At 69.9% G+C, this 21,647-nt stretch carries 17 protein-coding genes and 1 tRNA gene; 12 read left to right on the top strand and 6 right to left on the bottom strand.

Features of this window, described 5'->3' with window-relative positions; all coding sequences use genetic code 11:
• The first annotated feature begins 23 nt into the window (after positions 1-23).
• From gltB to DBR36_RS14525, 5 genes are all read left to right on the top strand, one after another.
• Complete coding sequence (gltB, locus tag DBR36_RS14545; protein ID WP_108320475.1) at positions 24-4,601, top strand: glutamate synthase large subunit; 4,578 nt, start codon at positions 24-26, stop codon at positions 4,599-4,601.
• Entirely contained in the window at positions 4,594-6,060 is a 1,467-nt protein-coding gene (locus DBR36_RS14540) for a glutamate synthase subunit beta (RefSeq protein ID WP_108320474.1), read from the top strand. Before gltB ends, DBR36_RS14540 begins: the two co-directional genes overlap by 8 nt.
• A 55-nt stretch (positions 6,061-6,115) precedes the next feature.
• Positions 6,116-7,561, top strand: coding sequence for a pyruvate kinase (pyk, locus tag DBR36_RS14535; RefSeq protein ID WP_108320473.1), 1,446 nt, complete (start codon positions 6,116-6,118; stop codon positions 7,559-7,561).
• 89 nt (positions 7,562-7,650) lie between these two features.
• A tRNA-Leu gene (locus DBR36_RS14530) sits at positions 7,651-7,731 on the top strand.
• 59 nt (positions 7,732-7,790) lie between these two features.
• Positions 7,791-8,411: an ANTAR domain-containing response regulator gene (locus tag DBR36_RS14525; RefSeq protein WP_076675473.1), complete on the top strand. Its 621-nt coding sequence runs from the start codon at positions 7,791-7,793 to the stop codon at positions 8,409-8,411.
• Positions 8,412-8,486: 75 nt separating this feature from the next.
• On the opposite strand, the gene DBR36_RS14520 is transcribed toward DBR36_RS14525, so the two are convergent.
• Positions 8,487-8,918: a hotdog fold thioesterase gene (locus DBR36_RS14520; protein ID WP_108320472.1), complete on the bottom strand. Its 432-nt coding sequence runs from the start codon at positions 8,916-8,918 to the stop codon at positions 8,487-8,489.
• A 59-nt stretch (positions 8,919-8,977) separates the two neighbouring features.
• Here DBR36_RS14520 and polA point away from each other — a divergent pair, with 59 nt between their 5' ends.
• The 5 genes from polA to DBR36_RS14495 all read left to right on the top strand — a co-directional run bounded on the left by polA (position 8,978) and on the right by DBR36_RS14495 (position 16,698).
• Positions 8,978-11,614, top strand: a complete 2,637-nt coding sequence (gene polA, locus DBR36_RS14515; protein ID WP_108320471.1) for a DNA polymerase I — start codon at positions 8,978-8,980, stop codon at positions 11,612-11,614.
• A gap of 92 nt (positions 11,615-11,706) precedes the next feature.
• Positions 11,707-13,383 carry a DUF885 domain-containing protein gene (locus DBR36_RS14510; protein WP_108320470.1) on the top strand — a complete coding sequence of 559 codons (1,677 nt, stop codon included), beginning with the start codon at positions 11,707-11,709 and terminating at the stop codon, positions 13,381-13,383.
• A 107-nt stretch (positions 13,384-13,490) separates the two neighbouring features.
• Positions 13,491-14,561, top strand: a complete 1,071-nt coding sequence (locus DBR36_RS14505; RefSeq protein WP_108320469.1) for an LLM class flavin-dependent oxidoreductase — start codon at positions 13,491-13,493, stop codon at positions 14,559-14,561.
• Between the two features lie 7 nt (positions 14,562-14,568).
• Complete coding sequence (locus DBR36_RS14500; RefSeq protein WP_108320468.1) at positions 14,569-15,903, top strand: MFS transporter; 1,335 nt, start codon at positions 14,569-14,571, stop codon at positions 15,901-15,903.
• Between the two features lie 30 nt (positions 15,904-15,933).
• Positions 15,934-16,698, top strand: coding sequence for an SGNH/GDSL hydrolase family protein (locus DBR36_RS14495; RefSeq protein ID WP_181373620.1), 765 nt, complete (start codon positions 15,934-15,936; stop codon positions 16,696-16,698).
• Positions 16,699-16,806: 108 nt separating this feature from the next.
• Here DBR36_RS14495 and DBR36_RS14490 read toward each other — a convergent pair whose 3' ends face one another.
• Entirely contained in the window at positions 16,807-17,886 is a 1,080-nt protein-coding gene (locus DBR36_RS14490) for a hypothetical protein (protein WP_146185380.1), read from the bottom strand.
• 74 nt (positions 17,887-17,960) lie between these two features.
• On the opposite strand from DBR36_RS14490, the gene DBR36_RS14485 reads away from it, so the two are divergent.
• Positions 17,961-18,773 (top strand): SDR family NAD(P)-dependent oxidoreductase, encoded by an 813-nt coding sequence (locus DBR36_RS14485; protein ID WP_108320466.1) that lies wholly within the window; start codon positions 17,961-17,963, stop codon positions 18,771-18,773.
• A gap of 25 nt (positions 18,774-18,798) precedes the next feature.
• Here the strand turns inward: DBR36_RS14485 and DBR36_RS14480 are convergent, their stop codons facing one another.
• The 3 genes from DBR36_RS14480 to DBR36_RS14470 form a co-directional block, all read right to left on the bottom strand.
• Positions 18,799-19,086: a hypothetical protein gene (locus tag DBR36_RS14480; protein WP_146185379.1), complete on the bottom strand. Its 288-nt coding sequence runs from the start codon at positions 19,084-19,086 to the stop codon at positions 18,799-18,801.
• Between the two features lie 31 nt (positions 19,087-19,117).
• Positions 19,118-19,318, bottom strand: a complete 201-nt coding sequence (locus tag DBR36_RS14475; RefSeq protein ID WP_108320464.1) for a hypothetical protein — start codon at positions 19,316-19,318, stop codon at positions 19,118-19,120.
• A 150-nt stretch (positions 19,319-19,468) separates the two neighbouring features.
• Positions 19,469-20,068, bottom strand: a complete 600-nt coding sequence (locus DBR36_RS14470) for a TetR/AcrR family transcriptional regulator (protein WP_108320463.1) — start codon at positions 20,066-20,068, stop codon at positions 19,469-19,471.
• Between the two features lie 108 nt (positions 20,069-20,176).
• Here DBR36_RS14470 and DBR36_RS14465 point away from each other — a divergent pair, with 108 nt between their 5' ends.
• On the top strand, positions 20,177-21,145 hold the full coding sequence (locus DBR36_RS14465; protein ID WP_108320462.1) for an alpha/beta fold hydrolase: 969 nt from the start codon (positions 20,177-20,179) through the stop codon (positions 21,143-21,145).
• A gap of 127 nt (positions 21,146-21,272) precedes the next feature.
• Here the strand turns inward: DBR36_RS14465 and DBR36_RS18550 are convergent.
• The coding region (locus tag DBR36_RS18550) for a dienelactone hydrolase family protein (protein ID WP_258222874.1) at positions 21,273-21,647 on the bottom strand (375 nt) is incomplete at its 5' end.

Genomic DNA, 21,647 nt, shown 5'->3' with positions numbered 1-21,647 from the left:
GCATCAACGTGAGGACGGTTGATATGGCTTCCAGCCTGCGCTCCGGCACCGTCGGAGCAGCATTCCCCGCCCGACAGGGAATGTACGACCCGTCGTTCGAGAAGGACGCCTGTGGCCTCGCCATGGTCGCCACTCTCCGCGGCGAAGCCGGTCACGACATCATCGACCTGGCGCTGACGGCGCTGCGCAACCTCGAGCACCGCGGGGCCATCGGCTCCGACGCGGGCACCGGTGACGGCGCCGGCATCCTCACGCAGATGCCCGACGCGTTCCTGCGCGCGGTGGTCGACTTCGACCTTCCGCCGGTGGGGGAGTACGCCGCGGGCATGGTCTTCCTACCGCTCGGCCACGACGAGCGCGCGGCCATGAAGTCCGGCATCGAAGAGCTCGCGCGCCACGAGAACCTCGAGGTTCTCGGCTGGCGCGAGGTGCCCGTCGAGGCAGAGAACCTCGGCAAGCTCGCGTACGACGCCCGCCCGGCGTTCGAGCAGCTCTTCGTCTCGCGCCCCGGCGTGGGTGACCAGCCGGCGCTGTCGGGCATCGCGCTCGACCGTCGCGTGTACCGCCTGCGCAAGCGCGCCCGTCACGAGCTCGAGGCGTACTTCGTGTCGCTGTCGAGCCGGACGCTCGGCTACAAGGGCATGGTCACGACCCTGCAGCTCGAGCCCTTCTACCCCGACCTGTCCGACGAGCGTTTCGCGTCGGAGCTGGCGGTGGTGCACTCGCGCTACTCGACCAACACCTTCCCGTCGTGGCCGCTCGCGCAGCCGCTGCGCATGCTCGCGCACAACGGCGAGATCAACACCGTCAAGGGCAACCGCAACTGGATGCGCGCGCGCCAGTCGCAGCTCGAGTCCGAGCTCATCGGCGACGTGCGTCCCCTGCTGCCCATCTGCACCGAGGGCGCGAGCGACTCGGCCTCGTTCGACGAGGTCCTCGAACTGCTGACGCTCACCGGGCGCAGTCTTCCGCACGCGATCATGATGATGGTCCCCGAGGCCTACGAGAAGCAGGCCACGATCGACCCCGATCTGCGCGCCTTCTACGAGTACCACTCGATGCAGATGGAGCCGTGGGACGGCCCGGCGGCGCTGATCTTCACCGACGGCACCCTGGTGGGCGCGACCCTCGACCGCAACGGGCTGCGCCCCGGCCGCTGGACCGAGACCACCGACGGGCTCGTCGTGATCGGCTCCGAGACCGGCGTCCTCGACTTCGCCCCCGAGCGCATCAAGCGCCGCGGGCGCCTGCAGCCCGGCCGCATGTTCCTCGTCGACACGGCCGAGCGCCGCATCGTCGAAGACGAGGAGATCAAGGCGGGCCTCGCCTCGCTCGAGCCGTGGGGCGAGTGGGTCGACAAGGGTCGGGTCAAGCTCAGTGAACTGCCCGAGCGCGAGCACATCGTGCACCCCATCGCCTCGATCACGCGCCGTCAGCGCACCTTCGGCTACACCGAAGAAGAGGTGCGCATCCTGCTGACCCCGATGGGCCAGGGCGGCGCCGAGCCGCTGGGCGCCATGGGCAGCGACGCGCCCGTCGCCGTGCTGAGCGACCGACCCCGACTGCTGTTCGACTACTTCTCGCAGCAGTTCGCGCAGGTGACCAACCCGCCGTTGGACTCCATCCGCGAAGAGGTCGTCACCTCGCTCTCTCTGGGCCTGGGTCCCGAGCGCAACCTGCTCGACTGGGGTCCCGACCACACGCGCACCGTGACGCTGGACTTCCCCGTCATCGATAACGACGAGCTCGCCAAGATCCAGCACATCGACACCGCCCTTCCGGGCCGTTCGTCGGTGACGATCCGCGGCCTGTACCGGGTCGAAGCCGGGCACAAGGGTCTGCAGAAGCGCCTCACCCAGATGTGCTCCGAGGTCGACCAGGCGATCGAGGACGGCGCCGAGTTCATCGTGCTCAGCGACCGCGACTCCAACAAGGACCTCGCGCCCATCCCCTCGCTGCTCATGCTCGCCGCGGTGCACCACCACCTCATCCGCAAAGAGACGCGCATGAAGGTCGGCCTCGTCGTCGAAGCCGGCGACGTCCGCGAGGTGCACCACGTCGCCACGCTCATCGGTTACGGCGCGTCGGCGGTCAACCCGTACCTCGCCATGGAGACCGTCGAGTACCTGGTGCGTGCGGGCTTCATCACGAACGTCACGCCCGAGAAGGCCGTCAAGAACCTGATCTACGCGCTCGGCAAGGGCGTGCTCAAGATCATGTCGAAGATGGGCATCTCGACCGTGTCGTCGTACGCCGGCGCCCAGGTGTTCGAGGCCGTCGGCCTGTCGCGCGAGTTCGTGGACGCGTACTTCACCGGCACCGAGAGCAAGCTCGGCGGTGTGGGTCTCGATGTCATCGCCGCCGAGAACGCCGCGCGTCACGAGTACGCCTACCCGCAGGATGCCGCTGCCCGCGCGCACGAGCGCCTGTGGACCGGTGGAGAGTACCAGTGGCGCCGCGACGGTGCCCCGCACCTGTTCAACCCCGACACGGTGTTCCGTCTGCAGCACGCCACGCGCGAGCGCCGCTACGACATCTTCCGCGAGTACACCCAGCTCATCGACGATCAGGCGCACGAGCTCAAGACGCTGCGCGGTCTGTTCGGACTGCGCACGGGGCAGCGGCCGGCGGTGCCGATCGACGAGGTCGAGCCCGTCTCGGCGATCGTCAAGCGCTTCTCGACGGGTGCGATGAGCTACGGCTCCATCTCGAAAGAGGCGCACGAGGTCCTCGCCGTCGCGATGAACCGCATCGGCGGCAAGAGCAACACCGGCGAGGGCGGAGAAGACGTCGACCGTCTGCTCGACCCCGAGCGCCGCAGTGCGATCAAGCAGGTGGCATCCGGTCGATTCGGCGTCACCAGCCTGTACCTCACCGAGGCCGACGACATCCAGATCAAGCTCGCGCAGGGCGCCAAGCCCGGCGAGGGCGGTCAGCTGCCGCCGACCAAGGTGTACCCGTGGGTGGCGCGTACCCGTCATGCGACCGCCGGCGTGGGACTGATCTCGCCGCCCCCGCACCACGACATCTACTCGATCGAAGACCTCAAGCAGCTGATCTTCGACCTCAAGCGCGCCAACCCCTCGGCCCGCATCCACACCAAGCTGGTGAGCCAGTCGGGTATCGGAGCGGTCGCGGCCGGTGTCGCCAAGGCGCTGAGCGACGTCATCCTGGTCTCGGGCCAGGACGGCGGCACGGGCGCCAGCCCGATGAACTCGCTCAAGCACGCGGGCACCCCGTGGGAGCTGGGCCTGGCCGAGACGCAGCAGACGCTCATGCTCAACGGCATGCGCGACCGCGTCGTCGTGCAGGTCGACGGGCAGATGAAGACCGGTCGCGACGTCGTCATCGGCGCCCTGCTGGGGGCCGAGGAGTTCGGTTTCGCGACCGCGCCCCTCGTCGTCTCGGGCTGCATCATGATGCGCGTCTGCCACCTCGACACCTGCCCGGTGGGCGTGGCGACGCAGAACCCGGTCCTGCGCGAGCGGTTCACCGGCAAGGCCGAGTACATCGTGAACTTTATGGAGTTCATCGCCCAAGAGGTCCGCGAGTACCTCGCCGCCCTCGGCTACCGCTCGATCGACGAGATCGTCGGTCGCACCGAGCTGCTCGACGCGAACGAGGCGATCCAGCACTGGAAGGCGCGCGGGCTCAACCTCGCGCCCATCCTCGAGGGACCGCCCTTCGCCGAGGACGAGCCGCGTCGTCACGGCCGTTCGCAGGACCACGAGCTCGAGGACCACTTCGACGTGCAGCTCATCGAGCGCGCTCAGGACGTCATCGCGCACGGCGGACAGCTGACGATCGACCTGCCGATCCGCAACACCGCCCGCGCCGTCGGGACCATGCTCGGCCACCACGTCACCAAGGCGCACGGCGAGCACGGTCTGCCCGAGAACTCCATCGACGTGCGCCTGACCGGTTCGGCCGGTCAGTCGTTCGGCGCGTTCATGCCCGCGGGCATCACGCTGCGACTCGAGGGCGACTCCAACGACTACGTCGGCAAGGGCCTGTCCGGGGGAACGATCGTCGTGCGCCCGCCGCGCGGCTCGACCTTCGCCGCGAGCGAGAACGTCATCGCCGGCAACGTCATCGGCTACGGCGCCACGCAGGGGCAGATGTTCCTGAACGGCGTCGTGGGCGAGCGGTTCCTCGTGCGCAACTCCGGGGCCACCGCGGTGGTCGAGGGCGTGGGCGACCACGCGCTCGAGTACATGACGGGCGGCCTGGCCGTCATCCTCGGCTCGACGGGCCGCAACCTGGGCGCCGGCATGTCCGGCGGACAGGCGTACGTCTACAAGCTCGACCGCGACCTGGTCAACCGCGAGGCCATGGCATCCGGTGAGCTGGTTCTGGGCGCCCTCGGATCCGGGGATGCCGAGATCCTCCGCGACCTGCTCGAGAAGCACGTCGCAGAGACCGATTCCACGCTGGCCCGTCGTCTGCTCGACGACTTCGAGGCCGAGGTGGACAACTTCGTCCGGGTCCTGCCGCGCGACTACGCCGCCGTGCTGCAGACCCGCCAGGAGGCGGTCACCGAGGGGCTCGACCCCGACGGCGACGTCGTCTGGAAGCGCATTTTGGAGGTGACGGGTGGCTGACCCGAAGGGCTTTCTCAAGACCACGGAGCGCGAGCTCCCCAAGCGTCGACCGGTGCCCGTGCGCATCATGGACTGGAAAGAGGTGTACGAGCCGGGTGATTCGGCCGTCATCAAGCGCCAGGCCGGTCGCTGCATGGACTGCGGCATCCCGTTCTGCCACAAGGGCTGCCCGCTGGGCAACCTGATCCCCGAGTGGAACGACCTGACATGGCGCGGTGAGGGCCGCGCGGCCATCGAGCGTCTGCACGCGACGAACAACTTCCCCGAGTTCACCGGACGCCTGTGCCCGGCCCCCTGCGAGAGCTCGTGCGTGCTGGGCATCAACCAGCCCGCGGTGACGATCAAGCAGGTCGAGGTCTCGATCATCGACGAGGCGTTCGGCAACGGCTGGGTCGAGCCCGAGCCGCCGGAGCGTCTGACGGGCAAGACCGTCGCGGTGGTCGGCTCCGGCCCCGCGGGTCTGGCGGCGGCGCAGCAGCTCACGCGCGCCGGTCACACGGTCGCCGTCTTCGAGCGCGACGACCGCATCGGCGGACTGCTGCGCTACGGCATCCCGGACTTCAAGATGGAGAAGCGCCACCTCGAGCTGCGCCTGCGGCAGATGCAGGCGGAGGGCACGCGCTTCCGCGCGGGTGTCGAGATCGGCAAGGACGTGTCGTGGAGCGACCTGCGCGCGCGCTACGACGCCGTCGTGGTCGCGACCGGCTCCACGGTGCCGCGCGACCTGCCGATCCCGGGACGTGACCTCGATGGCGTGCACTACGCCATGGAGTACCTCATCGAGGGCAACAAGGCCGTCGCGGGCGACCAGGTACCGCACCAGATCACGGCCGAGGGCAAGCACGTCGTCGTCATCGGCGGCGGCGACACGGGTGCCGACTGCATCGGCACCGCGCACCGCCAGGGCGCGCTGAGCGTCACCAACCTCGCGATCGGCAAGCAGCCGCCGTCGGAGCGCCCCGCCGAGCAGCCGTGGCCGATGATGCCGAACCTGTTCGAGATGGCATCCGCCCACGAAGAGGGCGGGGAGCGGACGTTCCTGGCCTCGACGGTGGAGTTCCTGGGCAACGCCGCCGGCGAGGTGCGGGCCCTGCGCGTCGCCGAGACCGAGTACGTCGACGGCCGCCGCGTGCCCAAGAGCGGCACCGAGCGCGAGATCCCCGCCGACCTCGTGCTCATCGCGATGGGCTTCACCGGCCCCGAGCGCGACCTGCTCGAGGAGCAGCTCGGTACGCAGTTCACCGGCCGCGGCAACGTCGAGCGCGACGCGACCTACGCCACCAGCACGCCGGGGGTGTTCGTCGCCGGCGATGCGGGCCGCGGACAGTCCCTCATCGTGTGGGCCATCGCCGAGGGCCGCGCGGCCGCCGCCGAGGTCGACACGTTCCTCATGGGCGAGACGGTGCTGCCGGCACCGGTGCGCCCGACCGATGTCGCCATCGGCCTGCTGCCCGCCTAAGCTGGCAAGGGCCGATCGGCCACTTCCCGAAAATCCTCACGGAGCTTGAAAACGGATGAGACGCGCCAAGATCGTCGCAACACTCGGGCCCGCTACGTCGTCGTATGAGATGGTTCGCGCCATCATCGACGCCGGAGTGGACGTCGCCCGCCTGAACCTGAGCCACGGAGACTACTCCGTGCACGACGCGAACTTTGCCAACGTGCGCAAGGCCGCAGAGGACGCCGGTCGCCCGGTCGCCGCCCTCGTCGACCTGCAGGGACCCAAGATCCGCCTCGGCAAGTTCGAGAACGGTCCCCACGACCTGCTGCCCGGCGACATCTTCAAGATCACCGTCGAAGAGATCCTCGGCACCAAGGAGATCGTCGGCACGACGTTCAAGGGCCTGCCCCAGGACGTCCGCCCCGGCGACTTCCTGCTCATCGACGACGGCAAGGTGCGCGTCGAGGTCGTCGAGACCGACGGCACCGTCGTCACCACCCGCGTCATCGTGGGCGGCCCGGTCTCGAACAACAAGGGCATCAACCTGCCCGGTGTCGCCGTGAACGTCCCCGCCCTGAGCGAGAAGGACGAGTCCGATCTGCGTTGGGGCCTCAAGGCCGGAGCCGACCTGATCGCCCTGTCGTTCGTGCGCGACGCCAAGGACATCGAGCGCGTCCACGAGATCATGGCCGAAGAGGGACGCTACGTCCCCGTCATCGCCAAGATCGAGAAGCCGCAGGCGGTCGACAACCTCGAAGAGATCATCGACGCGTTCGACGGCATCATGGTCGCCCGCGGCGACCTCGGCGTCGAACTGCCGCTGGAGGCCGTGCCGATCGTGCAGAAGCGCGCGGTCGAGCTCGCCCGTCGCATGGCCAAGCCCGTCATCGTCGCGACGCAGATGCTCGAGTCGATGATCACCAACCCGGTGCCCACCCGCGCCGAGACCTCCGACGTCGCCAACGCCGTCCTCGACGGCGCGGACGCCGTCATGCTCTCGGGCGAGACCAGCGTCGGCACCTACCCGGTCGTCGTGGTCGAGACAATGGCGCGCATCGTGGAGTCCACCGAGGAGCACGGCCTGGAGCGCATCGCGCCGCTCACCAACAAGCCGCGCACCCAGGGCGGCGCCATCACGCTGGCCGCCGTCGAGGTCGCCGACTTCGTGGATGCCAAGTACCTCTGCGTGTTCACCGAGTCCGGCGACTCGGCGCGTCGCATGTCGCGCCTGCGCTCGACGATCCCGATGATCGCGTTCACGCCCGAGCCCGGCATCCGCCGTCGCCTGGCGCTGACGTGGGGCGTGCGCTCGACCCTCGTCGAGCACGTGTCGCACACGGACAAGATGTTCCTGCAGGTCGACGACTACCTGCTCGCCAACGACCTGGCCAAGGTCGGCGACAAGGTCGTCGTCATCTCCGGTTCCCCTCCCGGAATCGCCGGCTCGACGAACGACCTGCGCGTGCACCGCGTGGGTGACGCCGTCCACGGTGCGGCTCCGGGCTACCAGGAGGCCTGAACCCCCACGACGCGCGCCGGGTCCGCCCGGCGCGCGTCGTCGCGTGCGGCTACCGTGCCCGCGCGCGGGTAACCTGGACTGCGACACTTGCCGGTGTGGCGGAATGGCAGACGCGGGGCACTCAAAATGCTCTGTCGAAAGACGTGTGGGTTCGAGTCCCACCACCGGTACGCCCTCTCGCATCCCCGTTCTCCCGGGGACGCGCTCATCCACGTTCTAGGATGGTCTCGTGACTGATCAAGAAGCCGCTCCGGCCACCGCGCCCACTGCTCCGCGCCGCGTCGTCGTCGCAGAGGACGAGTCGCTCATCCGCCTCGACATCGTCGAGATCCTCCGCGACAACGGCTTCGACGTCGTGGGAGAAGCAGGCGACGGCGAGACGGCGGTGCAGCTGGCCACCGAGCTGCGCCCCGATCTGGTGATCATGGACGTCAAGATGCCGCAGCTCGACGGCATCAGCGCCGCCGAGAAGCTCAGCAAGAACCACATCGCCCCCGTCGTGCTGCTCACCGCGTTCAGCCAGAAGGAGCTCGTGGAGCGCGCGAGCGAGGCCGGCGCCCTGGCGTACGTCGTCAAGCCGTTCACCCCGAACGACCTGCTCCCCGCGATCGAGATCGCCCTCGCCCGGTACGAGCAGATCATCACGCTCGAGGCCGAGGTCGCCGACATGGTCGAGCGCTTCGAGACCCGCAAGCTCGTCGACCGGGCCAAGGGCCTGCTCAACGAGAAGATGGGCCTGAGCGAGCCCGAGGCCTTCCGCTGGATCCAGAAGGCGTCGATGGACCGCCGCCTGACCATGCAGGACGTCGCCAAGGCGATCATCGAGCAGCTCGCCCCCAAGAAGGGCTGAGCACCGCGCCTTTCGAGAACGGGATGCCACTTCGGTGGCATCCCGTTGTCGTTGCGGCACGGGGCCCGGCGGCGATCAGGCCGCGGGGGCGTCCTTGATCATGTTCGTGATGCGGATCGTCGAGCACCGACGGCCCTGCTCGTCGGACACGGCGATCTCGTGCACCGTGAGCGATCGGCCGAGGTGGATCGGCGTGCACACGCCCGTGACGATGCCCGATGTCGCCGAACGCGTGTGCGTGGCGTTGATGTCGATGCCGACGGCGAGCTTTCCGGCGCCGGCGTAGAGGTTCGCCGCCATCGAGCCGAGCGACTCGCCGAGCACGACGTACGCACCGCCGTGCAGCAGGCCGACCGGTTGGGTGTTGCCCTCGACGGGCATGGTCGCGACGCTGCGCTCGACCGAGAACTCGACCCACTCGATGCCCATCTTCTCGGCGAGGGCGCCCATACCGCGCTCGCGCGCCCAGTCGAGGCCGCTGGTGGTGTCGGGGGTCGTGGAGCTCATCGTCGCCTTCGTGGAGCCGGGGCCGGGGGAGTGTCCGTGGTCCTCGTTAGGCTGGAGGGGTGACGGATGCCGAAAAGCCTACTCTCCTCGTCGTCGACGGCCACTCGCTGGCCTATCGGGCGTTCTACGCACTGCCGGTCGACAACTTCTCGACGAAGGACGGCCAGCACACCAACGGCATCTACGGCTTCCTGTCGATGTTCGTCAACCTCGTCAAGGCCGAGAAGCCGACCCACCTCGCCGTCGCCTTCGACACGTCGCGGCAGTCGTTCCGCACCCGCGAGTACACCGAGTACAAGGCCAATCGCAGCGAGTCGCCGGCCGAGTTCAAGGGGCAGATCCCGCTGCTGCAGGAGTGCCTCGAGGCGATGGGCGTCCCCGTCCTGAAGAAAGAGGACTTCGAAGCCGACGACATCCTCGCCACCCTCGCCACCCAGGGCGAGCAGCAGGGCTTCACGGTGCTGGTCTGCTCGGGCGATCGCGACACCATCCAGCTCGTCACCGACGACATCACGCTGCTGTATCCCAACGTGCAGGGCGTTTCGCAGCTCAAGCGCTACGACACCGACGCCGTGGTCGAGAAGTACGGCCTCCCGCCGGCGCAGTACCCCGAGATCGCCGCATTGGTCGGCGAGACGAGCGACAATCTGCCGGGCGTGCCCAAGGTCGGCGAGAAGACCGCCGTCAAGTGGCTCACGCAGTGGGGCTCGCTCGAGGCGCTGCTCGACAACGCCGACAAGATCACCGGCGTCGTGGGCAACAACCTGCGCGAGCACCTCGACGCCGTCAAGCGCAACCGCGCGCTCAACCGGCTGCTGCGCGACGTGGAGCTGCCCGTCGGCCCCGGCGACCTCGCGGTCAAGCCGCTCGACGGCCAGGCCGTGCGCGACATCTTCGCGCGGCTCGAGTTCCGCACGCTGCTGCCGCGCGTCTTCGACGCGTTCGGCGCCGACGGGGGCGTGGTCGAAGAGGCACGTCCCACCGCGAAGGCGCCCGCCCCGGCGCGGCTCGACGCCGCGGCGCTGGCCGCCTGGGCCGCCGATCAGAAGGCCGAGGTCGGCGTCACGATCGCCCTCGCCGGAGCCACGCCGACGGCGATCGGCCTGGCGAGCGCCGACGCCGCGGTCGAGGCCGAGTGGTCCCCGGCCGTGCGTGACGCCCTGGCCGGGTGGTTGGCATCCGATGCCCCCAAGGTGTTCGCCGATGCCAAGCCCCAGATCAAGGCGCTCGCGCGCGAGGGCGTCGCGGTGGGCGGCGTGGCGTTCGACGTGATCCTGGCCGGGTGGCTCGTGCGCCCGAGCTTCCCCGACAAGACGCTCGGCGACCTGGTCGAGCGCTCCCTCGACGAGAAGCTTCCCGTGTCGGATCCGACGCAGCTCGTCCCCGAGACCGAGGGGGCGACTCCCGCGCAACTGTCGTGGTTCACCCGGCGCGTCGCCGACGCGCAGCGCGCCGAGATGCCCGACACGGTCGCCGCGGTGCTCGACGACATCGAGCTGCCGACGCTCACGGCGTTGGCCGACATGGAGCTCGCCGGAGTCGCGGTGTCGCACGAGAAGCTGTCGGGCTTCTCGGCCGAGCTCGGTGCGCGCGCCGACGCCCTCGCGCGCGACGCGTACGCGGCGATCGGCCACGAGGTCAATCTCGGTTCGCCCAAGCAGCTGCAAGAGGTGCTGTTCGACGAACTGCAGCTGCCCAAGACCCGCAAGACCAAGAGCGGTTACACCACGGATGCCGCCGCCCTCGCCGACCTGCAAGAGAGCACCGACCACCCGTTCCTCGACCTGCTGCTGCGTCACCGCGAGGCGACCAAGCTCAAGCAGATCATCGACGCGCTCGACACCGCGGCGGGGCCGGACGGTCGCATCCACACGACGTACGTGCAGACCGGCAGCCAGACCGGTCGTCTGTCCAGCACCGACCCCAACCTGCAGAACATCCCGATCCGCACCGAGGAGAGCCGTCGTATCCGCGCCGCGTTCGAGGTCGGCGAGGGGTACGAGACGCTGCTGACCGCCGATTACTCGCAGATCGAGATGCGCATCATGGCGCATCTCTCGGGCGACCCGGGGCTCATCGAGGCGTTCAACTCGGGCGAGGACCTGCACCGATTCGTCGGCGCCCGCGTCTTCGGCGTCGAGCCGCAGGACGTCACGCCCGCGATGCGCACCAAGGTCAAGGCGATGTCGTACGGACTGGTCTACGGCCTGTCGGCCTTCGGTCTGTCCAAGCAGCTGCGCATCGAGCAGTCCGAGGCCAAGAAGCTGATGCTCGAGTACTTCGCGCGGTTCGGCGCGGTGCGCGACTACCTGCGCGGTTCGGTCGAGCAGGCGCGCCAGGACGGCTACACCGAGACCATCTTCGGTCGCCGCCGCCCGTTCCCCGACCTCACGAGCATGAACCGCGTCCTGCGCGAGAACGCCGAGCGCGCGGCTCTGAACGCGCCCATCCAGGGCAGCGCCGCCGACATCATGAAGGTGGCGTTGTTCCGCATCCGCGACGAGCTCGCCGCCGCCGACCTGCGCTCGCGGGTGCTGCTGCAGATCCACGACGAACTCGTCGTTGAGGTGGCGGCGGGCGAGTGGGATGCCGTCGAGCGGATCGTCCGCGCGCGCATGGCCGACGCGGCCGATCTGTCCGTTCCGCTCGACGTGCAGATCGGTCGCGGCGGCGACTGGGACGAAGCCGGGCACTGAGTCGCCTCGCGCGACTGCTCCCCAGCCGGCCGATCGCGTCGTCGGCGGGGGAGCGGGGTGCGCCGTCGCCGCGGGGTGCCTAGGCTCGGAGGATGACTGACGCATCCCGCACTCCCACGCCGATCGACACGATCGCCGACGCGTGGGTGGACACCCTGGCCGAGCGCGAGCCGACGCTGGCGACGTACATCGGCCGGTTCGAGCACAACGGCCGCTTCGGCGACTACAGCCCCGAGGGCGCCGAAGCCCTGATCGGCGACGCCCGCTCCACCAAGGCCGCCCTCGAGGCCGCCGAGCCGGTCGACGCGATCGACACGGTCACCAAGATGGATCTCGTGCGCGAGCTCGACCTGATGATCGAGCAGCACGAGGCCAAGACCCACCTGCGCGACCTGAACGTCATCGCCTCGCCCGCGCAGGACATCCGCTCGACCTTCGACCTCATGCCCACCTCGACGGTCGAGGACTGGGCGACGATCGCGGAGCGCATGAAGGCGCTGCCCGCGGCGATCGACGGATACGTCGAGACCCTGCGCCAGGGTATCGCCGAGGGCGTCGTCCCCGCCCGCCGGCAGGTGAGCGAGGTCGTCACGCAGATCGCCCGCTACACCTCGGACACGGGCTTCTTCGCCGAGTTCGTCGGCGACGCCGCCCCCGACGAGGGGCAGTTGCCGGCATCCCTCGCCCGCGACCTGGCCAAGAACTCCAACGCCGCCCGTCTCGCCTACGACGGGCTCGCGGCCTTCCTCTCGAGCGAGCTCGCCCCCGCCGCGGGCGACGTCGACGCCGTCGGACGTGAGATGTACGCGCTGCACTCCCGCCGGTTCCTGGGCGCCGAGATCGACCTCGACGAGACGTACGACTGGGGCGTCGAGGAGCTCTCGCGAATGGTGGCCGAGCAGGAGGCGATCGCGAACGAGATCCTCCCGGGCTCCAGCGTCGAGGAGGCGGTGGCATTCCTCGAGAAGGACGAATCGCGCAAGCTCCGCGGCACCCAGGCTCTGCAGGAATGGATGCAGCGCACCAGCGACAAGGCCGTCGAAGAGCTTGGACGCACCCACTTCGACATCGCCGAGCCCATCCGCCGCCTCGAGTGCATGATCGCGCCGACCAACGAGGGCGGTATCTACTACACCGGGCCCACCGACGACTTCTCGCGCCCGGGCCGCATGTGGTGGTCGGTGCCCGAGGGCGTCGACACCTTCGACACCTGGCGCGAGCTGACCACCGTGTACCACGAGGGTGTTCCGGGGCATCACCTGCAGATCGCCCAGGCCGTCTACAACCGCGCCGAGCTCAACTCGTGGCGCCGCCTGCTCGCGGGTACGAGCGGTCACGCCGAGGGGTGGGCGCTGTACGCCGAGCGCCTGATGGAGCAGCTGGGCTACCTCGACGACCCCGCCGACCGTCTCGGCATGCTGGACGGTCAGCGCATGCGCGCGGCACGCGTGGTGCTCGACATCGGCGTGCACCTGCAGAAGCCGCGCCTGGACGGCACCGGCACCTGGGACCACGACTACGCCCTCGCGTTCATGCTGAAGAACGTCAACATGAGCGAGGAGTTCGTGCGATTCGAGGTCAACCGGTACCTCGGCTGGCCGGGGCAGGCGCCGTCGTACAAGGTCGGCCAGCGCATCTGGGAGCAGGTGCGCGACGAGGAGCAGGAGCGCCGGGGCGCCGACTTCTCGATGAAGCAGTTCCACACGCGTGCGCTGGACATCGGTGGCGTCGGACTCGACACGCTGCGCGCCGCGCTGGCATCCGTCTGAGACCGCAGGGGCGTCGCGCGAGCGGCGCCCCCGGGTGTGCGGGTGCCGATGCGGGGGAATATCCGGGGCTCGCGTAAAGTTCATTCATCCGAATGCAAGGAGACCCCATGGCTGATCAGACCATCGAGCTCGGACTCGACACCTTCGGAGACATCTCGCGCGGCCCCGACGGCACGCTGCTGAGCGATGCCCAGACCATCCGCAACGTCGTCGACCAGGCGGTGCTCGCCGACGAGGTCGGCCTGTCGTTCTTCGGCGTGGGGGAGCACCACCGCAAGGACTTCGCGGTGACCAGCCCCGAGATCGTGCTGGCCGCCGCGGCGGCCCGCACGAAGAATATCCACCTCGGCACCGCCGTGACGGTCCTCTCGAGCGACGACCCCGTCCGCGTGTACGAGCGTTTCGCCACGCTCGACGCCGTCTCGAACGGCCGTGCCGAGGTCATCCTCGGGCGCGGGTCGTTCATCGAGTCGTTCCCGCTGTTCGGCTACGACCTGAGCGACTACGAGCAGCTGTTCGAAGAGAAGCTCGAGCTGTTCTCGCTGCTGCTCGACGAGAAGCCCGTCACGTGGGCCGGACGCACCCGCGCCGCCCTGACGGACGCCGACGTGTACCCGAAGACCGAGAACGGCCTCAAAGCCTGGGTCGGCGTGGGCGGCTCGCCCGAGTCGGTCGTGCGCACTGCGCGCTACGGCTACGGTCTCGTCCTGGCGATCATCGGAGGGTCGGCGGCGCGGTTCCGCCCCTACGCCGACCTGTACCGCCGCTCGCTCGCCGAGCTCGGCAAACCGCAGATGCCCATCTCGGTGCACTCCCCCGGTCACGTCGCCGAGACCGACGAGCAGGCGTGGGACGAGGCGTTCGAGGGCGTCGCCGAACTGAACAACACCATCGGCCGCGAGCGCGGCTGGCCCGAGTACAACCGCATGCGCTTCCAGCACGATGTCGGTCCCGAGGGGTCGATGTACGTCGGTTCGCCCGAGACCGTGGCCCGCAAGATCGCGGCGACCGTGCGCGCTCTCGGCAACTCGCGCTTCCAGATGAAGATCGCGAGCGGGTCGATCTCGCACGACCGCCTGCTGTCGAGCATCGAGCTGTACGGCACCCGGGTGCGTCCCCTCGTCGAAGAGATGCTGGCCGACGTCCCCACCGACGGCGACCTCGCCGGCATCCGGTGACACCCCGGTGAGCACCCGCACCGACACCGTCCGCGTGTCCGACCGCCTCGACGCCCTGCCGTTCACCCGCCGGCACGGCAGGATCCTGGGCGGCTCGGGATTGGGCTGGGCCCTGGATGCCATGGACGTCGGGCTCATCTCGTTCGTCATCGCCGCGCTGAGCGTGCAGTGGCGACTGGCCCCGGCCGAGGCGTCGTGGATCGCGTCGGCGGGGTTCGCGGGCATGGCGATCGGGGCGAGCGTGGGCGGGCTGCTCGCGGACCGGTTCGGTCGACGTCACGTGTTCGCGCTGACGCTGCTGGTGTACGGCCTCGCGACGGGCGCAAGCGCACTCGTGGGGGGTCTCGCGGCCCTACTGGTGCTGCGGTTCGTGGTGGGTCTCGGTCTCGGCGCCGAATTGCCGGTCGCCTCGACCTACGTGAGCGAGTTCGCCCCGGCCCGGATGCGCGGTCGCCTGATCGTGTTCCTCGAGGCGTTCTGGGCCGTGGGGTGGACAGCGGCGGCGCTCATCGGCTTCCTCGTCGTGCCGTCCTCGGCCGATGGCTGGCGGTGGGCCTTCGCGCTCGGCGCGATCCCCGCGGTCTACGCGCTCGTCGTGCGGTGGGGGCTTCCCGAGTCGCCGCGGTGGCTCGCCTCGCGCGGGCGCAACGCCGAGGCCATCGTGATCGTGCGGGACCTCGAAGCCGCCGCCGGGCGCATCGCTCTCGAGGCGTCGACCGAGGGGGTCCCGGCATCCGCTCCCGCCCCTCGTCCGCGCGTGAGCGCTCTGTGGGCCCCGGTTCTGCGGGCGCGCACGGCGAGCCTGTGGGTGCTGTGGTTCTGCGTCAACTTCTCGTACTACGGGGCGTTCATCTGGATCCCCACGATCCTGGTGAGCCAGGGCTACGACCTCGTGCGCTCCTTCGGCTTCACGCTGATCATCACGCTGGCCCAGCTGCCGGGGTACGCCGTCGCGGCTTGGCTGATCGAGGCCTGGGGTCGACGCGCGACGCTCGCGACGTTCCTCGCGGGATCGGCGGTGGCCGCGGTGCTGTTCGGTACGGCATCCGGCGAGGTCGCCGTGATCGCGGCGGGCATGGCGCTGTCGTTCTTCAACCTGGGCGCGTGGGGAGCTCTCTACGCCGCGACCCCCGAGACGTACCCCACGGCGCTGCGGGCGACCGGTGCGGGCTGGGCCGCGGGCGTCGGCCGCATCGCGTCGATCCTCGCCCCGCTCGCGGTGCCGCCCCTGCTCGGGTTCGGGGGAGCGCCCCTGCTGTTCGTGGTGTTCGCGGCCTTCTTCGCGGTCGCCGTCGTGGCGGCACTGTTCCTGCGCGAGCAGCGCGGTAGGTCGTTGACCTAGGACCCCTATCGCCGCGCGTAGGCTCGACGCATGGCATCCGTGCGCTTCGTCGCCATCGGCGACTCGTTCACCGAGGGAGTCGGCGACGAGCTCCCCGACGGCACCGTCCGCGGCTGGGCCGACCTGGCGGCGCAGGGATGGGCGGATGCCGCGGGCGAGCCGATCGAGTATGCGAACCTCGCCATCCGCGGCAAGCTCATCCAGCCGATCGTCGAGCAGCAGCTCGAGCCGGCGCTGGCGCTGAAACCGACCCACCTGTCGTTCAACGGCGGCGGCAATGACATGCTGCGTCCGCGGACGGGCATCGAGCGCATCGTCGACCTGTTCGATCATGTCGTGCGCCGCTGCGACGAGGAGGGCGTGCAGCTGATCGTCCTGTCGGGCGCCAATCCGTCGGCGGGACTGCCGCTCGGCAAGCTCATCGAAGCGCGCGGTGACCGCCTGTCGCACGCGGTCGAGAAGCGCCTCGAGCAGCGGCCCGATGTACTCACGGCGTACAACTGGTTCGACCGCGAGCTGGCGGGCGGGGAGTTCTGGTCGGTGGACCGCCTGCACATGAACGCCCGGGGGCACCACCGCGTCGCAGCCCGCGTCATCGAGTCCGTCGGTCTCACCGCCCCGGCACCGTGGTGGCACCTACGCGAGATCCCCGAGACCGAGCGGCTGAAAGGCACCGCGTACTACCGCGAGCACGTGGGCCCGTGGGTGCGTCGACGCCTCACCCGCACCTCGTCCGGCGACGACCGGCACGCGAAGTTCGGCGGCGGGTGGGTGGAGCTGACGCCGCACGCGTGACACCGGCCGAACGCCTCCTCCGCGTTGTCGCACCGCTGTCGGCACGCCGCGGCGATCATGTTCCGTCACGCCGTGTCGACGGCATCCCCCGCACGAGACCGCGCCGACTCAGCCAGGCACGCATTCCGCGGTCAGCGACAGGTGCAGCAAACCGTCGATGCTCGAGCGGTCGCGGGCGGAGAGGCGCACGACCCCGTTGAAACGGAGGTCCTCCTGCATCGCTCGATCGGCGGCGTATCCGGCCGCGTCGAAGACGGCGAGGATCGCGGCGTAGGAGGCGGCGTTGTCCGCCGTCGCGAAGGACAGGTCGAGTCCCGTGGTGCCGTCGCACGGCAGGTCGGTCGCGCTCGGTACGGCGAGCGGGCTGCCGGCGGAATCGGTCGCGGGCCCGACCGCGGTGTCCAGCGCGGTCGTCGCCATGGCCAAGACCTCGGCCCGCGTATCGCCCGCGGGTCGCTGCGCGGGCCCCTCACCCGTCATCGTCGCCGAGGGATCCGAAGGGGTGGCCGGCGCCGCATCCGGCTCCCCACCCCCGGGTACACCGCATACTGCCGTCGCGGCATCAACGATGCGGGGGAGGACCGCGTTCGGCTCGCCGTCCGTCGTCAGCCGCTCGCGGTCGTTGTCGAAGGTGTGCCACACCGTGACCGTCTGCGCGTCGGCGATCGCGATGTACGAGCCCCTTCGGAACGGGGTGTGCCCGTCGTTCGTCGAGAGCGACGCGACCTCCTCGGCCACAAGTCCCTCGGGCCGCAGGACGCGAACGGAGGCCGAGAACAGGAAGGCGCGCTCCGCGACGACGTAGCCGGTGCGGCATCCCTCCGCCACCAGGGGCGTCACGGTCCCACCCGCCGTTAGCAGAGCCGCGAACAGCGCTCCCAGGACCGCCACCGTCGCACCGAGCCGCAGGGGGACGAACAACGCCAGCCACCACCGGGGCGCCCGGACGGCGAGGACCAGGACGAGCATCGACACGGTGGCAGCGACTGCGCTCGCGACCGTGATCGCCACGTCGTCCCACCCGCCGATCAGGACCTCGCGCGTCCCGCCGCTCAGCGCGGGCACTGCGAACACGATCCCCAGGACGCCGAGAGAGACCGCCAGCGACGCGGCCGCGACCAGAAGCACTCGGGGACTGATGACGTACGGCCGCGAACGGGCGGGCGGTGCGGCGGGATCATCCCTCATCCCGCCACCCTGGCAGCCGAAACTGGGGACGACCCGCACACCGCACGCATGGCTCGCGGGAGCACAATGGGCGCATGACTCTCGCGATCGTCACCGGCACCTCCAGCGGCATCGGCCTGCACACGGCCATCGGACTCGCCCGGCAGGGGGTGACGGTGATCGCCACGGTTCGCAACGCTTCCCGCGCCGACGCCCTGCGCGCGGCGGCCGCGGAGGCGGGGGTCGACCTCGACATCCGATCACTGGACGTGACGGATGCCGCGGCGGCGGCCGCGCTGATCGCCGACGCCGGGCCGGTCGACATCCTCGTGAACAACGCCGGCCGCGGCGCGGTGGGCACGCTCGAGCAGCTCAGCGACGCCGACCTGCAGGAGCAGCTCGAGACGAACTACCTCTCGGTCGCGCGTCTGACCCGCCTGGTGCTGCCCGGCATGCGCGAGCGGGGGAGTGGACGCATCGTCACCGTGACCAGCGTCGGGGGAGCGGTGGGGCAGCCCTTCGCGGATGCGTACTGCGCCGCGAAGTTCGCGGTCGAGGGGCTGATGCAGTCGCTCGCTCCGGTCGTCGCGCCCTTCGGCGTCTCTGTCGCCATCGTGGAGCCCGCGGCCGTCGCCTCGTCGTTCACCGATTCGGTGCATCGCGCCCCCGCCGGACCGTACGCGGTGCAGCAGCAGGCCTATCTGGATCGGGCGGCGACGTCGTTCGCGTCGGCGCAGTCGGCGCAGGATGCCGCGAAGACCGTCGTCGAGGCGGCCACCACCGCAAACCCGAGGTTCCGGTGGCAGACGTCGGAGGCGGCGGTGCGGTTCGCCGGGTTGTCCCTGGGAGACCTGGACGGTTCGCGGGTGCTGGGCGTGACCTCGGAATGGGTCGAGCCGGGGGAGTGACCCCGCGGCATCCCGCCGCCGCTCTTCACCGCCCGTTGACGCCACCGCCGGGCACGGCTTCGGAGATAATCGCGCGATGCAGACGCTCGGTGGCGACCTTCAGCGTCGCCGCCCACCCGATGACGGTGCCGCGGTGCTCGACCCGATAGCGCGGACCGTCCTCGGTGCGGCGGAGCTCGATCGTGCCGGCGACAACGTGGCGCGCGTCGCGCATGACCCAGTGCGCGGGCGGCTCTTCGCGCGCCAGCAGCTGGGGGTGCCAGCGCGGGCCTTCAACGTCCATGCCGCCATTGTCGAACAGATGTTCGAACAACGCAAACCCTCAGGGGCTGCGACGATGTCGTTCACGACCCGTCGCGGCGGCGCGGCGGGCTTGAGCGGCCACCGCGCAGAGCGACGGCGCAGATCAGCAGCGTTACGGGTGTCGCGAGGCCGACGGTCGCCGCGAGCGCGAGGCTCTCGCAGAGTTCGAGGACGACGACGGCGAGGGCGACGTCGACGAGCAGCAGGCCGACGACCACGAATGCGACGCCGAATCTCTTCACGTGTCGATTCTCGCGGCAACCCGAGAGGCCGCGACAGGGGCGGAACGGACCGGCGGTCGCCGGCCCCGGTCAAACGTGAACTGACATAATGTGCATTATCGGCCATTAGCCCGAAGCGACCTGCGCGCGACGAGCACAGCCCGAACGACCTCAGGAACGATGGCGAAGGAAGCCGGTGACGAGCCTCTGCACGAGTTCGTCGGCGTCGTAGAGGGGGTCTTCGGCTGCACCGATGCAGAGGTTCCCGATTCCCTTCAAGAGGGAGTATCCACTCACGTCCCGCGTCTCGGCGCGGTGCCCCTCGGCATCCTGGGCCGCTTCGAGGAGCAGTCCGCACACCGGAACGAGGCGGTCGACGAAGGAGTGATGCAGCGCCCCCGGATCCGTGCCGTCACCGCGCAGGGCATCCGCAAGCCCGTGCTTCGTGACGAGGAAGTCCACGAACATCGCCACCCACGCGCGAAGCGCCGTCTCCGCATTCTCGCTCTCTCGCAGGAGTCGCGGGCCGGCCTCCGCGCAGGCGTCGACTTGGTGCCGGTACACGGCGACGACCAATTCCGCACGCGTCGGGAAATGACGGTAGATGGTCCCGATCCCCACGCCTGCACGCGCCGCTATCTCGCGAACCGGCGCATTGACGCCGGATGCCACGAAGACTTCGGCGGCCGCATCCAGCAATCCCTGGCGGTCCTGCTGAGGTCGCCCGACGGAGCGCTTGTCGTCTGAGCGACCGGTAGGCGTGCTGCTCACAGCGACCTTCTTTCTTGACGGGCTTGCGTTTCGGAACAACGTTCCGTAACGTTCCGGATCGGCGCTCCGGAATCAGTATGCCAGACGCGCCGCACGAAAGGACCCCCGATGCCCACTCCCCTGCCTCCCGCTCTCGACGCGATCGTGGGCCCCGGCGCCCCCGTCGTCTCGGTCGCTCCGGTCACCCTGTCCGCTCCCGGGCGACCGGTACCCCTGATGGTCCGCGTTTCCGCGCCGGTGAGCGGTGGCCACCTCCCCGTGGTCGTGTTCTCGCACGGCAACGGGTGGAACCTCGACGGTTACGCCCCTCTGACGGCTTTCTGGGCTTCCCGTGGCTTCGTCGTCGTGCAGCCCACGCACCTCGACTCCCGCCGGAACGCGTTCGGCTTCGACCATCCCGTGTTCCCCCGCATCTGGACGGAGCGAGTCGCCGATGTCACGCGCATCCTGGACCAGCTCGACGTCATCGAGGCGGCGGTGCCGGGTCTGACCGGACGGACGGACCGGTCGCGGATCGCCGTGGCCGGGCACTCGTGGGGTGCGCAGACCGCGCAGTCCCTTCTCGGTGCGCGCATCGTCGATGAGACCGGCCACCTCACCGGTGCGGATCTTGCGGACGACCGCATCTCGGCGGGCGTGCTTCTCGCCGCCACGGGGATCGGCGGAGACGACCTTCACCCCTTCGCGCAGGCGAACTTCCCCTTCATGCGACCCTCGTTCCGTGAACTGACCACTCCCGCGCTCGTCGTCGCCGGCGATCGTGACCAGTCGAAGATGTCGCGCCGCGGACCCGACTGGTTCACCGACGTCTACGAATACAGCCCCGGAGCGACCGACCTGCTGACCCTGTTCGGCGCCGAGCACAGCCTCGGGGGCATCGTCGGATACGAGGTCGCCGAAACCACCGACGAAGACCCCGACCGGGTCGCCGCCCTCCAGCGCCTCAGCGTCGCGTACCTCCGCACCGCGCTGCAGATCGATGAGACGAGTTGGAGTCTCGCCCGCGACGCATTCGCGGTCAGCGGGGGCGACACGGGAGTCATCATCAGCAAAGAACACGCCGAATCGATCTCGTGAGCGATGGGCCCGCTCCCGGCCGGCAGCCGAAACCACGGGAGCTCTCGGACGAGCTGCGGCGTCGCTCGCCCGCGCCCGCACGCCCCAGGATCGACGCGGAGGCGAGGCCGCGCCGGCGCCCCGCGCCCTACCCGAGAACCTCCGTGAGGAACGCCTTCATCGCCGCCCAGCTGCGCCGCTCGGCGCGGGCGTCGAATAGCGCGCCCTGCTCGGGCGCATCGGCATCCGGAAGCGTGAACGCGTGCATGGCGTTCGCGTACGAGACGAGCTGCCAGTCCACGGCGGGTGCCGTGCGCAGGTCGTTCTCGAAGGCGAGCATCGCGTCGTCGGGGGCGACCGGGTCGGCCGCGCCGTGGAGCACGAGGACCTTCGCCGTGATGTGCGCCGCCTCGCCCTCGGGCCCAGTCAGCAGGCCGCCGTGGAAGCTGACGACGGCGTCGACGTCGGCGCCGGTGCGGGCCAGCTCGAGCACCGACGACCCGCCGAAGCAGTAGCCGATCGC

This window comes from Microbacterium sp. HMWF026, from assembly GCF_003061325.1.
GTDB classification, from domain to species: domain Bacteria; phylum Actinomycetota; class Actinomycetes; order Actinomycetales; family Microbacteriaceae; genus Microbacterium; species Microbacterium testaceum_E.
The sequence above is the reverse complement of the archived record's forward strand: the minus strand, read 5'-3'. Positions and strand labels throughout refer to the sequence as shown.